The organism is Polyangiaceae bacterium (assembly GCA_015075635.1).
In the GTDB taxonomy this organism is placed as follows: domain Bacteria; phylum Myxococcota_A; class Polyangia; order Polyangiales; family Polyangiaceae; genus JADJKB01.
In genome coordinates this window covers 330,894-343,369 of sequence record JABTUA010000001.1, presented here as the reverse complement: position 1 = coordinate 343,369, position 12,476 = coordinate 330,894, and the positions used below count along the sequence as shown (strand labels likewise).

At 70.8% G+C, this 12,476-nt stretch carries 13 protein-coding genes; 7 read left to right on the top strand and 6 right to left on the bottom strand.

What is annotated here, in order from left to right:
* Positions 1-40 precede the first annotated feature (40 nt).
* On the bottom strand, positions 41-922 hold the full coding sequence (locus HS104_01650) for a serine acetyltransferase (protein MBE7478682.1): 882 nt from the start codon (positions 920-922) through the stop codon (positions 41-43).
* Positions 923-1,107: 185 nt separating this feature from the next.
* Here HS104_01650 and HS104_01645 point away from each other — a divergent pair, with 185 nt between their 5' ends.
* The 3 genes from HS104_01645 to HS104_01635 all read left to right on the top strand — a co-directional run bounded on the left by HS104_01645 (position 1,108) and on the right by HS104_01635 (position 3,195).
* A complete protein-coding gene (locus tag HS104_01645; protein MBE7478681.1) occupies positions 1,108-1,980 on the top strand; it encodes a DMT family transporter in 873 nt (290 codons plus the stop codon).
* 27 nt (positions 1,981-2,007) lie between these two features.
* Complete coding sequence (locus HS104_01640; protein ID MBE7478680.1) at positions 2,008-2,505, top strand: hypothetical protein; 498 nt, start codon at positions 2,008-2,010, stop codon at positions 2,503-2,505.
* Positions 2,506-2,664: 159 nt separating this feature from the next.
* Positions 2,665-3,195: a hypothetical protein gene (locus HS104_01635; GenBank protein MBE7478679.1), complete on the top strand. Its 531-nt coding sequence runs from the start codon at positions 2,665-2,667 to the stop codon at positions 3,193-3,195.
* A 1-nt stretch (position 3,196) separates the two neighbouring features.
* Here HS104_01635 and HS104_01630 read toward each other — a convergent pair whose 3' ends face one another.
* Both HS104_01630 and HS104_01625 read right to left on the bottom strand, forming a co-directional pair.
* Positions 3,197-5,014 carry a PQQ-binding-like beta-propeller repeat protein gene (locus HS104_01630; protein MBE7478678.1) on the bottom strand — a complete coding sequence of 606 codons (1,818 nt, stop codon included), beginning with the start codon at positions 5,012-5,014 and terminating at the stop codon, positions 3,197-3,199.
* Entirely contained in the window at positions 5,011-5,868 is an 858-nt protein-coding gene (locus HS104_01625; GenBank protein MBE7478677.1) for a HEAT repeat domain-containing protein, read from the bottom strand. Before HS104_01625 ends, HS104_01630 begins: the two co-directional genes overlap by 4 nt.
* A 67-nt stretch (positions 5,869-5,935) precedes the next feature.
* Between HS104_01625 and HS104_01620 the strand changes: the two genes are divergently transcribed.
* The 4 genes from HS104_01620 (at position 5,936) to HS104_01605 (ending at position 9,627) form a co-directional block, all read left to right on the top strand.
* Complete coding sequence (locus tag HS104_01620) at positions 5,936-6,604, top strand: NUDIX domain-containing protein (GenBank protein ID MBE7478676.1); 669 nt, start codon at positions 5,936-5,938, stop codon at positions 6,602-6,604.
* Positions 6,601-7,509: an NAD(+)/NADH kinase gene (locus HS104_01615; GenBank protein MBE7478675.1), complete on the top strand. Its 909-nt coding sequence runs from the start codon at positions 6,601-6,603 to the stop codon at positions 7,507-7,509. The genes HS104_01620 and HS104_01615 overlap by 4 nt, the downstream gene beginning before the upstream one ends.
* 24 nt (positions 7,510-7,533) lie before the next feature.
* A complete protein-coding gene (locus tag HS104_01610; GenBank protein ID MBE7478674.1) occupies positions 7,534-8,241 on the top strand; it encodes a hypothetical protein in 708 nt (235 codons plus the stop codon).
* A gap of 108 nt (positions 8,242-8,349) precedes the next feature.
* On the top strand, positions 8,350-9,627 hold the full coding sequence (locus HS104_01605) for a wax ester/triacylglycerol synthase family O-acyltransferase (protein MBE7478673.1): 1,278 nt from the start codon (positions 8,350-8,352) through the stop codon (positions 9,625-9,627).
* Here the strand turns inward: HS104_01605 and HS104_01600 are convergent.
* From HS104_01600 to eno, 3 genes are all read right to left on the bottom strand, one after another.
* Entirely contained in the window at positions 9,608-10,711 is a 1,104-nt protein-coding gene (locus tag HS104_01600; GenBank protein MBE7478672.1) for a dienelactone hydrolase family protein, read from the bottom strand. The two genes, HS104_01605 and HS104_01600, sit on opposite strands and share 20 nt — an antisense overlap.
* A gap of 61 nt (positions 10,712-10,772) precedes the next feature.
* The gene (locus HS104_01595; protein ID MBE7478671.1) at positions 10,773-11,180 is read right to left on the bottom strand and encodes a hypothetical protein; all 408 of its coding nucleotides are present in this window, start codon (positions 11,178-11,180) and stop codon (positions 10,773-10,775) included.
* Positions 11,177-12,448, bottom strand: coding sequence for a phosphopyruvate hydratase (gene eno, locus HS104_01590; protein ID MBE7478670.1), 1,272 nt, complete (start codon positions 12,446-12,448; stop codon positions 11,177-11,179). Before eno ends, HS104_01595 begins: the two co-directional genes overlap by 4 nt.
* Positions 12,449-12,476 lie beyond the last annotated feature (28 nt).

Below are 12,476 nucleotides of genomic sequence, written 5' to 3'. Positions count from 1 at the left end.
CACGCGATGCGGGCGCGCGTCAGCGGCAACGCTTGCCGGCTCACTCCTTCGCGCGGCCGAAGATCTTCGAGCCCGGCGGGACGCTGGCCGTGACCCAGACGTTGCCGCCGACGGTCGCGCCCCGGCCGATGACCGTGTCGCCACCCAGGATGGTGGCGCCGGAATAGATGGTCACGTCGTCCTCCAGGGTCGGATGCCGCTTCTCGCCCGCCCGTTCGCGTCGCGTGCTGAGCGCGCCCAGGGTGACGCCCTGGTAGATCTTCACGTTGTTGCCGATGACGCTGGTCTCGCCGATGACCACGCCGGTGCCGTGGTCGATGAAGAAGCGCTCGCCGATCTGCGCGCCCGCGTGGATGTCGATGCCGGTCTCCGAGTGCGCGTACTCGCACAAGATGCGCGGGATCATCGGCACCTTCTCCTGGTAGAGCACGTGCGCGACGCGGTGCGCGGTGATGGCCTGGATGGCGGGATAGCTGAACACCACCTCTTCGATGCTCTTGGCCGCAGGGTCGCCGTCGAACGCGGCGACTACGTCGCCGTTCAGCAAGCGGCGGAGCTCCGGGAGCTGCTGGAACAGGCGCAGCACCACCTCTTCGTTCCAGCCCTCCGGGCGGTGCACCGGCGCCTTGCCGAAGCGCTCCTCGTAGGTGACCGCCCGCGCGATCTGCTCCACCAGGATCTCGTACGCGGGGTAGAGGTGCTCGCTCACGCTGTAGCGCAGGTTGTCCCGCGAGAGCGGTCGCGTGGCGTAGAAGCCCATGTAGATGGCGGGGCGCAGGTGACAGAACGCGTCGATCACCGCGCGCTTGTTCGGCAGCGCGGCGCTCTCGAGGTTGTTGATCTCCTCGGGGCCGTCGTAGCTCTGGACCACGCCGTCGATGGCGGCTTCGAGCTCGGGGACGCGAATCAGAGGGCGAGCCATGGGGTGGCCGGTGGGCTGGCTCGGCCGCGCGGCACGGGCCGCGGAGCGAGCGCTTTTCTCTCGGGCGGGTTCTAGCATCGTCGCAGCAAGGGGGGAGTTGGGAAAGAGCGCACAACATTGGGCTGCCCGGCGAAAACGCCAGGGGAACGTTGCGGGACGCGGCGCGGGCGGCCATAACCGGCCTCGTGCCGATCAGCGACGAGCGTCGGGGGGAGGCCCTGCTCGTGCTGGCTGCGCTCGCGTTCAGCGCCATGAGCGTCCAGGTGAAGCTCGCGGGCCGAGAGCTTCCGGTGGCGATGCTCGTGCTGGCCCGAGGGGTCGTCACGCTGCTGATGAGCGTGACCTGGCTCTCGCTCCGGCGGATCCGCCCCTGGGGCACCAACAAGCGTGGTCTGGTGCAGCGCGCGCTGTTCGGCACGGGCGCGCTGGGTTGCTACTTCTACGCCGTGAACGCGCTGCCGCTCGCCGAAGCGACGGTGCTCCACTACCTGAACCCGGTGTTCGTCGCGGTGATCGCCTCGCTCTTCCTGGGTGAGCGAACCGACGGCCGTCTCGTGCTCGCCATCGTGCTCAGCCTGGCCGGCACGGTGCTGGTGGCGCGGCCGGGCTTCGTGTTCGGAGGCGCGACGCCGCTCAGCCACCTGGGCGTCGCGGTCGCGCTGGGCAGCGCGCTCCTGAGCGCCTGCGCCTACGCCACCGTGCGCGTTCTGGCCAGGACCGAGCACTCCGACGTGATCGTGTTCTACTTCGCGCTGTTCGCCGCGCCCACCGCGCTGCCCTTCGCGCTGGCGAGCTGGGTCTGGCCGTCACCAACCGGGTGGCTGCTCTTGCTGGGCTTGGGCGTGGCGACTCAGGCCGGGCAGACCTTCATGACGCGTGGGCTCGCGTTGGTGCCCGCCGCGCGCGGCACCACCATCGGCTACGTGCAGATCGTGTTCGCCGCGACCTGGGGCGTGCTCCTGTTCCACGAAGAGCTCAGCGGCTTCACGCTGCTCGGGGCCGGGCTCGTGGTGCTGGCGGTGTTGCTCTTGCTGCTCCAGCGCCAGAAGCCCGCCTAGGGGTTGGCCTTGCGTGCCGAGAGCGGCATGGCCATTCTACGCGCCATGCCGAGCGAGCCGCCCAAGGACGATGCGCCCCCCGCCGAAGAAGAAGCTCGACCGACCGCGTCGAAGGATCTGACGGACGGGCTGCACCTGATGCTCAGCGCCGCGAAGAAGGCGCTGAAGAACGTCGATCCGAACCGCATCGAAGAGGTCGGCCGGCGCGCGATCAAGAACCTGGAGAACGTGGACGCACGCAAGGTGGGCAGTCTCGGCCGCAAGGCGGCGAAGAACCTGGATCCGCGCAAGATCGAGGAGGTCGCCGAGGAAGCGGGCCGCGAGCTCTTGAGCGTGATGGAGCGCGTGGCGGAGCGCGTGGAGCGCATCGCCAGCGGCGCCATTGCTGGGGCGAAGGAGGGCGCGAAGGAAGGCTCGAAGAGCAGCCCGCCGCCCCCGGCTGAAGCGAAGGGCGAGGAGAGGACCGAAGCGCCCGCTGAAAGGAACGCCGCCGACGAAAAGCCCAAGGTCCGCATCGGCGATTGAGCCGGCGGGGCCGGGCCCGCCGGTGGTCGGCTGCGCCCCGCCGCGCCGAACCGCGATTTCGCGGGGATGACGCCTGGCATGCGAGCTGCACTCTGCCCGTCCGTGCCTACTTGGCCCCAGCATTCGGGGTCCGATAGCGTAGGCGCTCGGAGGTTCGTCGTGATGCGCTGCTCGTTCGTTTCGGTGTTCGCGTTTTCGCTCGTGGGTTGCGTGGTGCACGCCGCTGGTGAAGGTCAGATGAAGGCTCAGGGCCAAGGCCAGGGCCAGGCCCAGGCGGGGCCGGGTGGCGAGGCGCAGCCAGGTCAGCCCGCGGCGCAGCCGGGAGCCGAGCCCGCGGCGGGCGGCGCGGCGGTGGCCATCACGCTGGGCGACGGCTGCCCGGGTGGCAACTGCAAGCTAGCGTGCGCTGCCAATCAGAGCTGCAACGCCAGCTGCACCGGCGGCAACTGCAAGCTGGCCTGCGCGACCGGCTCGACCTGCTCGCTCTCCTGCACCGGCGGCAACTGCGAGGTGAGCTGCGCCAAGGGCGCCAGCTGCAACAACGACTGCCCCGGCGGCAACTGCAAGAGCGTGTGCGAGGCCGGCGCAAAGTGCGCCGTCAGCTGCATGGGTGGCAACTGCAAGGCCAGCTGCGAGAACCCGGCGGACTGCACGGTGTCGTGCCCGGGTGGCAACTGCAAGGTGAAGTGACTCAGCCCTTCTTCGCTGGCTTGTCGGCGGCCGTCGGCTCGCTTGCCGGCGCCGGCTTCTCCCCCGACTTCGCCGGCGAGAGGTTCGCGAGCCCCGCCTTCACGTCCGGGTGCGTGAGCGGATCCTTCGCGGCCTCGGCGACCACGCGCTTGCCCTCGTCGCCGCCCACGCGCAAGAGCGCTTGGGCCACGGAGAGCACGGCGTTGACCAGCTCCTTCTCGTCCGCGGTGGCGCGGTAGAGCGCGAAGAAGGTCTTCAGATCTCCCAGCTCCGCGGCCGTGGCCAGCTTGGCCAGCGCACGCGCCGCGCGCTCGATGTCGTTCGGCGTGTTGGCGGCGTCGTTCAGGTGGTGCGCCAGGGGCCCGGCGGCCTTGGTCTCGTTCATCGCAGAGAGCGCGTCGGCGAGCGGGCCCACCGGCGGCGAGCGCAGCACGTCGCTCAGGAAGTCGTAGTGCTGCGCCAGCGCCTCCAGCATGTACTCCGCGCCGTTGCGCCGCGACGCCAGGAGCTGGCGCGCGTCTTCGAGCAAGAGCGCGGGCGTGCGGGGGTTGCTGGCCAGATCGACCAGCGCCTTGGTCACCAGCGGCTCCTGCATCGCGCCGAGCTCCCGCAAGAGGAAGCGCTGCGCCGTCGCCATCTCCGTCTCGCGGACCTCGATGGCCTTCGCCAGCTGCTCCGGCAGCGAGCCAGCGGGCTTGCCGGCAGGGATCGCGAAGCCACCGGCCTGCACCACGCAGCCTTGCACGGAGCTGCCGAGGTCGGCTTGGCCTGCGTCGCCGCCGTTCGAGTCCAGGAGCGCGACCTTGCCCGTCGCGTCGCAGAACGCGAAGCCGTTCGACGCCGCGTCACCGCCGAGCACGTCTTGCCCGTAGGTCCGGACCCAACGCAACGAGCCGTCCGCGGCGTCGAGGCCCATCACGACGCGGAAGTACGTGGCGGCGTAGCGACCGCCGGCGATGCCGAGCTTGCCCCCGGTGTCCGCGGGCCGCGCGTAGAGGCGGATCTTTTCCCGGGCCGCCGCTGCGGCCGGGGTCGTGTTTGCGCCGTTGGTGAACCACACGGGCTTGCCGGGGAGCTCGCGCTCCGGGAGCTTCACCGCGTTCGCGGCGCCGCTGGCGGAGCCGCCGATCTTGTCGTCGAATCGCACCAGGCCGCGCTCGCCGAAGTGCAGCTTGCCGCCGACGCTGAGCGCATGGCTCACCTGATCGCGCAGCAGGAGCCGGCCGATCTCGTTGCCCGACGAGAGATCGACGGCCGACACGTATTGGCTCGACCAGGGCACGAAGGCGACGTCGCCTTGTGCCCCTGGCACGCCGAGCTCGACCGACTGCGGCTCGATCTTGCGTCGCACGCTGCCGTCGCGGGATACCGCGAGGAGCAGGCTGCCGCCGCCGCCGGGAGCGCCGAGCGTCGCGACGGTGGTCGCGCCGTCGTCGCCCGCGCCGCGCAGCACGCGGCCCTCCGCCGGCACCGACCAGAGCTGCTTGCCGCTCTTGGCGTCGAGCCCGACGAGCTGGCCGCCGCTGGTGTAGGCGACGACGTCGCCGGCGATGGAGGGCTGGGTGTCGGGGCGGCCTGCGGCCTTCCACTTGCCCGAGCCGTCGAGCCCGACGCCGACCAAGCCGTCCCGAGTGACGCCGACGGCGACGGCCGTGCCTGCGGGCAGAGCAGCCCCGGAGACCTTGCCGTAGACCGCCTGGATCGACTTTCCGCCGTCGTTCTGCCAGTCCGGCGAGAACGCCGTGCTGCTGTTGGTGATCGCCGGCGAACAAGCCGGAATCGCCGCGAGCGCCAGCGCGGCAAACGCACGCGTCTTCATTCGTCGTCTCCTCCGCCGCTACCGCCGGTCGCCTTCACGGCGGCGTCGATGGCCTGCTTCACGCGCTTGCTCCAGCCCTCGGGCCAGCGCCCCTTCACGTCGGCCAGGTACTTGCCGGCCTCCTTGGTCCCGAGCTCGCGCAGGCGACCGACGACCTTGATCTTCTGCTCCTCCGGCATCTCTTTCTCGGCGCGGAACAGGATCTGGTCGAAGCCGCTCGACATGATGTCGAACTGGTGCTTGCCAGTGAGGTCGGCGAACTTGTCGCAGTCCTTCGGCTCGCAGAGCTGACCGATGGAGGCCGCGGCCTCCGGCACGCTGTGCGCGAGCGCCTTGAACAGATCGGGCAGCGCATCCTTGGCGCCGAGCGTGCCGAGGCCGGTGGCGGCGATACCGCGGACCTGCGCGTCGCGGTGGCGCAGCGCGTGCTTGAGCGCCTTGACCGCGTCCGGTCCCTTGGTCTTCGACAGCGCCTTGGCCGCGGCGCGTCGCACGTCCTCCGAGCGGTGCCGCACGTAGGGCGCTACGGCCGCGCTCGACGAGCTCTGCTTGAGCGCACCTGCAGCTTCGAGCGCCTTCACCGTCAGCTCCGCGCTCAGGCCCTTCTTGAGCAGCGCCTCCACCGCGGGGGCCGCCGCCGCGCCGGCGTCGCCGGCCTTTGCCAGTGCGTCCAGAGCCGCGCCGATGCGGTCCGCGTCGCCGCTCTCGAGCTCCGCCTTGAGCTTCTGCGCGTCGATCTTGGGTTTGGCCTCCGTCTTGGGCTTGGCCTTGCCTTGCGCCCCAGCCGGGAGCGGCGAAGAGACCAGCGCGCCCGCCACGAGCAGCACTCCGAACCAGATTCTCTGCCTGAGCATTTGGGATCCCTCTCCCCCTTTTGCCCGGCCGATGTAACCTGCGACGCGTTAGCCGGCAAGAGCCCGCATGACCGACATCGACCCGCTCCCGGAGATCGCGCTCGAGCTGGTCGAGGATCTGTCGCCCCCGGACCCCGGTGGATTCCTCAAGTTGGTGCGCCGCCGCTACCGCGCGCGCTACCCGGACGGGAGCGTGAGCGAGCCCTTCGTCTACGACGCGGTGGACCGGCGCGCCATCGACGCCGTGGTGATCGCCGCTCACTACGTGACCCGGGCAGAGCGCTGGGTCTACCTGCGGAGCGCCGTCCGCCCGCCGCTCGCCCTGCGCGATCCGAGCCACTCCCCGGTGCCGGAGCTCGACCGCGGCACCGGTCTCTGGGAGCTCCCCGCGGGGCTGGTCGAGCAGGACGAGCAGACGCCGGAGGGCCTGCGCGTGTGCGCTTCGCGCGAGCTCGCCGAGGAGCTCGGCTTCGAGCAGCCGCCGGATCTGATGCGCGAGCTCGGCCCGAGCACCTACCCGGCGCCGGGCATCATCGGCGAGCGGCACTTCTACTTCGAGGTCGAGGTCGATCCGAAGACGCGCGCCGAGCCCAGGCACGACGGCTCGCCGCTCGAGCACGGCGGCCTGGTGCGGGGCACGCGCCTGGACGCCGCGCTCGCGCTGTGCGCGAAGGGCCAGATCGAGGACGCCAAGACCGAGCTCGCGCTCCGGCGGCTGGCGGAGCGCTTCGCATGAGCAACCGCGTCATCGTCGTGGTGAAGCGCTCGAGCTACTCGCGCTTCGTCGAGGACGAGGGCGATCCGCGCGCGAAGCAGCTCTTGAAGAAGAAGGACCCGAGCGTGGCGCGCTGGGTCGTCTCGCATCGAGAGCACACGCAAACCGTGGCGGCCGTCATCGACGCCCTCGACCGGCTCGGAGCCCGCGCGCTGGTGCTGCGCCGCGCGCACGCCGCCTTCGACGCCGCCGATGCCGCCCTCGTCGTGGCCGTCGGCGGCGACGGCACGTTGCTCGCCGCCTCGCACAATGTAGGCAATACGCCCATCTTGGGAGTGAACAGCGCACCCGCCTTCAGCGTGGGCTTCTTCTGCAGCGCTCAGCGCAAGAACATCCAGCGAACGCTCGGCGACGCGCTCGAGGGGCGCTTGGACTCCCTGACGCTCACGCGCATGAGCGTGGCACTGAACGGACGCGAGCGTTCGCGACGCGTGCTGAACGAGGCGCTCTACTGTCACCTCTCGCCGGCCGCGACGTCGCGCTACCTCTTGAGCCACCGCCGCGTGTGCGAACCGCAGAAATCCAGCGGTTTTTGGCTGGGTCCGGCGGCGGGCTCGACCGCCGCGTTGCACTCGGCGGGAGGTCGAGTGTTGCCCCTGCGCTCGAAGAAGCTCCAGGTCGTGGTGCGCGAGCCCTACGCGCCGGCGGGCACGCGCTACCGCCTGCTGCGCTTCACGGTGTCGCCGGGGGAGAAGCTCGAGGCCCAGAGCATGATGCAGGAGGCCTGTATGTTTCTAGACGGACCATACCGGCAGATCAGCGTGAGCCTGGGTGACGTTGCGACCTTCCGCGTGTCCCCGGAGCCGCTGCGCGTGCTCGGGCTGGGTCGCCACTTCGACGCGCGACGAAGACAGCTCGCGCGTTAGTGCCCCGCCGGGTAGAGTACGCGCATGCGGCTCGGTCGGCTGGGGATCGCTCTGGGGGTGACCCTGCTCTTGGGCTGCGCCACGGCCGAGCAGGTCGACGACGAAGACGGCGCCGGCGGCGCCTCGGCGGGCGGCAGCACGGGCAGCGGCGGCAAGGTGGACAATCCGGGCGGTGGCGGCTCCGGCAACACGGGCTCCGGCGGCGACGCCGGCAGCAGCGGCGCGTCGAGCGGCGGCGCGTCGAGCGGCGGCGCGTCGAGCGGCGGCGCGTCGAGCGGCGGCGCGTCGAGCGGCGGCGCGTCGAGCGGCGGCGCGTCGAGCGGCGGCGCGTCGAGCGGCGGCGCCGGCGGCTCCTGCGCGGCTGGCAAGAAGATGTGTGCCAGCGTGTGCATCGCGCCGAGCCCCGGCGTCGGCTGCTTGCTCCAGGACAACCAGTGCACGCCGTGTCCCAACCCGCCGCCGAACGGCACCAGCACCTGCGCTGGCACGCTGTGCGACTTCACCTGCAACGCCGGCTACACCAAGAGCGGCAACTCGTGCATCGGCTCCGGCGGCGGCGGCGCGCCCGCGGGCGGCGGCGGCTCGACCGGCAGCGGCGGCTCGAGCGGCTGCGCCGCGCCCTGCAATCCTTCGGACATCACCAGCCAGTTCCTGTGCACGTTCTACTGCGCGACGCAGACCGGCAATCCGGGGATCTGCGCGCCGATCATCAACTGCTGCACTTGCCCGTGACGCACGCGCTGCGGTGAGCTGCGCGGAGCGCGCACGCTTTTCGTGACCGACCTGCGGCTCGGCCGGGGCTTTCTCGCTGGCTCGGTCCATGCACCGCATGGGTTCGTCATGTCTCGCCATCCGGATCGCGAGCAGCTGCCCGCCGTGGACGCGGCCTGGCTGCGCATGGACAGCCCGACCAACGCCATGGTCATCAACGCCCTCCTGATGTTCCGCGAGGCCCCGGCCTTCGAGCGCGTGAAGGCCTTGGTCGAAGAGCGCCTGCTCGCTCACCGGCGTTTCCTCCAGCGCGTGGTCGAGCCGGCGCTGGGGCACCCCTACTGGGAGCTGGATCCGCACTTCCACGTGGGCGCGCACCTGCACCGCATCGGCCTGGGATCGCCCGGCGATCAGGCCGCCCTCGAGACGCTGCTCAGCGACCTGGCGAGCACCAAGCTCGACCGCGACAAGCCCCTCTGGCAGTCGCACTTCATCGAGGGTGTGGGCCCTGGCGCCGCGCTCTTCACGCGACTGCACCACTCCATGGGCGACGGCGTGTCGCTGGTGCGCTTCCTGCTCGGCCTGACCGACGAGGGCGCGGTGCTGAGCCCGCCGGAGGTGGGCGTCGAGGCCCCGCACCCGGAGAAGCTCGCCGAGCGCGCCAAGGTGGCGGCGGCCCAGGCGCTGACGCTCGGGCGGCTCTTGCTCTTGCCGCCGGACTCCGCCACGCCGCTGAAGGGCGAGCTCTGCACGGACAAGCGCGTGGCTTGGTCGAGCCCCACGCCGCTCGAGCAGGTGAAAGCGCTGGCGCACCAGCACGGCGCCAAGGTCAACGACGTGCTGGTCGCGGCTCTCACCGGCGCGCTGGCCCGCTACGTCGAGCGGCAGGTCCCGCTCCCGGGGCTGAACCTCCGCGCGCTCGTCCCGGTCTACGTGCGCGAGCCCGGCGCCGGCGACGACCTCGGCAACCACTTCGGGTTGGTCTATGTGCCGCTCCCCATCGGCATCGACGATCGCTTCGCCCGCCTGCGTACGCTCCGCGAGAGCTTCGAGCAGATCAAGCGCGACCCGGACGCGGTGGTGGCGCTCGGTGTGCTCGGCGCCATGGGCGTGACGTCGAGCGAGATCGAGCACATCGGCATCGAGCTCTTCACGCGCAAGGCCACGGTCATGGTCACCAACGTGCCTGGCCCGCCCGTCGAGATCCACCTGGCGGGCAAGCCCCTGTCCGAGATGCTGGTCTGGGCGCCGGTCTCCGGTCACATCGGCGTCGGGCTCACGCTGCTCTCCTACGCGGGGCAGGTGCGGCTCGGCGTGGCGGCGGACGCGCTCCGCGTTCCCGAGCCGCGCGCGCTGGTGCGTGCTTACGAGGAGGAGCTCGCCGCGCTCATTTCGACTGCAAGCTGATCTTGCCGGTGTCGACCCAAGCCTGCTTCGCCAGATCCCCGGTGAGCCAGGCGTCGTAGCCGGCCTCGCCGCGCAGATGGCGCGCGAAGAACGCCACCGTGTACGCGCGCGCGATCCACAGCGCGTCGCTCGAGGACATCGTCGGCTTCTGGCAGAAGGTGCACGCAAAGCCACAGCTCGCGACGTCGTCGATGAAGCTCATGTGGTTGGCGCCGTTCAGCGTGACCTCCAGGCTGGGTGAGCCGGCCTTGGCGTAAAAGGTCTGGAAATTGTCGGAGGTCGGCGCGCAAGCCTGCCCGCCCAGGCCGGCGCTGCCGTCCAGGGTCTCGCCCAGATAGGCCGTGGGGATCCCGAGCGGCTGCGCGTCCGAAGCATCCGGGCACTTCGTCGCATCGCACATCACCGCGGTGTCCACCGGATCGAGGCCGAGCACGGCCTTCAGGCGTACGTCCTTCTTTGCCGCGAGCACGCTCACCTTGCCGCCGAGCGAGTGGCCCATCACGCCAATCTGGTCGATGTTCACCCTGCCCTGGAGCGGGCTGCCGGTGGTGACGGACTGCACCAGCACCCAGTCGAGGGCACCGGAGATGTCCTGCGCGTTGGCCGCGTGGTCGGCACTGAAGCCCGCGGGGAAGTCCGCCGTGCAAGCGATGAAGCCGTGGCTCGCGAGCCGCTCGGCGTAGCCGTAGTACTGCTTCGCCGGCAGCTGGAAGCCGTGGGCGATCAGCACCACCGGCGCCGTCGCGGACGACGGACCCACGGGCAGCACGCAGTGCATGGGCACCTGGTGACCCGTCGCCGCGACGTTCGCCGTGGCGTCGAACGCCGAGCCTCCGTTCGGTCCGGGCGCGCTCGGATCGGCCGCGCCGCCGCCGCTGCCACCGCTGGGCGCGCCCGCCGTTCCGCCGCCGCCGCCAATGCCTGCGCCGCCGCCGCTCGCGGCGCCCGCGCTGCCGCCGGACGCAGCGCCGGCCGCGCCTGCGCTGCCACCGCTGGCGCCCTTCGGCTCGTCGCTCGAGCCGCCGCAGGCGACCGTCGCCAACCAGACCAGTACGAGTCCTCCGGTGCGTGTGAGCGAGCTCATTTCAGTGTCCTCTCCCCCGGCCAAAGTAGCAAGTGTCACTTCCCACTTTGTGGGGCCGGCGTCAATCCGCGGGCGGCGCGAAGGCCTCCTGGGCCCGAGAATCCAGCAGCACCACCAGCATCCAGACGCCGAGGGCCAGGCCCACGGCGCAGCCGCAGCCGGCCACGATGTTCAGCGTCGCCGCCACGAAGCCCGCCGTGCGACCCCAGGGCGCGACACGCCGCAGGCCGAGGCCGGCGGCCAGGTTGGCCACGCCGCTCGCCAGGCAGAGCAGCGAGACCACCGCCGTGCCGGCCACACCGAACAGCCGATCTTCGGCGCTCTCGTGGGGATCCAGGACACCGAGCCCGCCGAGCGTGCCCACCAGGACGAACATGCCGGCGCAGAAGAGCCACAGCGACGACACCACCAGGGCGACGATGCCGAGCACCCGGAGGTTCGAGCGATAGGACTCGAGCTCGGTGCTCACGCCCGCGTGAACGGCGTGCGTCCCGCGTAGACCTGGCCGTCTCCGAGCTCCTCGGCGATGCGCAGGAGCTGGTTGTACTTCGCGACGCGATCGCTTCGGCTGAGACTGCCGGTCTTGATCTGCCCCGCGTTGGTCGCGACGGCGAGGTCGGCGATGAAGGAGTCCTCCGTCTCGCCGGAGCGGTGCGAGATGACCGACGTATAGCCGGCGGTCGTGGCCAAGCGAATGGTGTCCAGCGTCTCGGTGAGCGAGCCGATCTGGTTCAGCTTGATCAAGATGGAGTTGGCGATCTTCTTCTGGATGCCCTGCGCCAGGCGCACCTTGTTGGTCACGAACAGGTCGTCGCCCACCAGCTGGAGCCGATTGCCCAGCTTCTCCGTCATCAGCTTCCAGCCGTCCCAGTCGTCCTCCGCCAGGCCGTCCTCGATGCTGACGATCGGGTACTTCTCGCAGAGCTTCTCGTACAGGCCCACGAGCTCCGCCGGCGTGTGCTGCTTCTTGTCCCAGGTGTATTTGCCGTCGGCGAAGAACTCGCTGGCGGCCGGATCGAGCGCCAGGCCCACCTGATCGCCGGGCTCGTAGCCGGCGGCCTCGATGGCGCCGACGATGCGCTGGAGGGCCGCCTCGTTGCTCTCGAGTCGCGGCGCGAAGCCGCCCTCGTCGCCGACCGCGACCGTGAGCCCGTCATTCTTCAGGTTGGCCCGGAGCGCGTGGAACACCTCGGCGCCGCAGCGCAGCGCCTCCGCGAAGCTGTCGAAGCCGTGCGGCACGATCATGAACTCCTGGGCCTCCAGGCCGTTGTCGGCGTGGGTGCCGCCGTTCAGGATGTTCATCATCGGCGTCGGCAGCACGCGCGCCTGCACTCCGCCCAGATAGCGCCAGAGCGGCAGCCCCACGACGTCCGCGCCGGCCCGGGCCACGGCCATGCTCACCGCCAGGATGGCGTTGGCGCCCAGCTTGCCCTTGTTCTTGGTGCCGTCGAGCTCGAGCATGACCTGATCGATGCCCGGCTGATCGAACGCGGACAGCCCCGTGAGCGCCGGGCCGATCACGTCGTTGACGTTCTTGACCGCGGTCGACACGCCCTTGGCGAGGAAGCGCTTCTTGTCGCCGTCGCGCAGCTCCAGCGCTTCGTGCTCGCCCGTGGACGCGCCGCTCGGCACGGCACCGCGACCGAAGCCGCTCGTGGTGTGGACTTCTGCCTCGACCGTCGGGTTACCGCGCGAGTCGAGGATCTCGCGCGCGACAACGCTGAGGATTTCCGGCATGAGAGGGGCCGGATAACACGGCCCTCCG

Bases quoted from the DNA above. Each gene is read 5' to 3' on its own strand.
- HS104_01600 (MBE7478672.1), bottom strand. From the start codon at position 10,711: ATGAGCTCGCTCACACGCACCGGAGGACTCGTACTGGTCTGGTTGGCG.
- HS104_01615 (MBE7478675.1), top strand. From the start codon at position 6,601: ATGAGCAACCGCGTCATCGTCGTGGTGAAGCGCTCGAGCTACTCGCGC.
- HS104_01630 (MBE7478678.1), bottom strand. From the start codon at position 5,014: ATGAAGACGCGTGCGTTTGCCGCGCTGGCGCTCGCGGCGATTCCGGCT.
- HS104_01610 (MBE7478674.1), top strand. From the start codon at position 7,534: ATGCGGCTCGGTCGGCTGGGGATCGCTCTGGGGGTGACCCTGCTCTTG.
- HS104_01650 (MBE7478682.1), bottom strand. From the start codon at position 922: ATGGCTCGCCCTCTGATTCGCGTCCCCGAGCTCGAAGCCGCCATCGAC.
- HS104_01640 (MBE7478680.1), top strand. From the start codon at position 2,008: ATGGCCATTCTACGCGCCATGCCGAGCGAGCCGCCCAAGGACGATGCG.
- HS104_01605 (MBE7478673.1), top strand. From the start codon at position 8,350: ATGTCTCGCCATCCGGATCGCGAGCAGCTGCCCGCCGTGGACGCGGCC.
- HS104_01620 (MBE7478676.1), top strand. From the start codon at position 5,936: ATGACCGACATCGACCCGCTCCCGGAGATCGCGCTCGAGCTGGTCGAG.
- eno (MBE7478670.1), bottom strand. From the start codon at position 12,448: ATGCCGGAAATCCTCAGCGTTGTCGCGCGCGAGATCCTCGACTCGCGC.
- HS104_01625 (MBE7478677.1), bottom strand. From the start codon at position 5,868: ATGCTCAGGCAGAGAATCTGGTTCGGAGTGCTGCTCGTGGCGGGCGCG.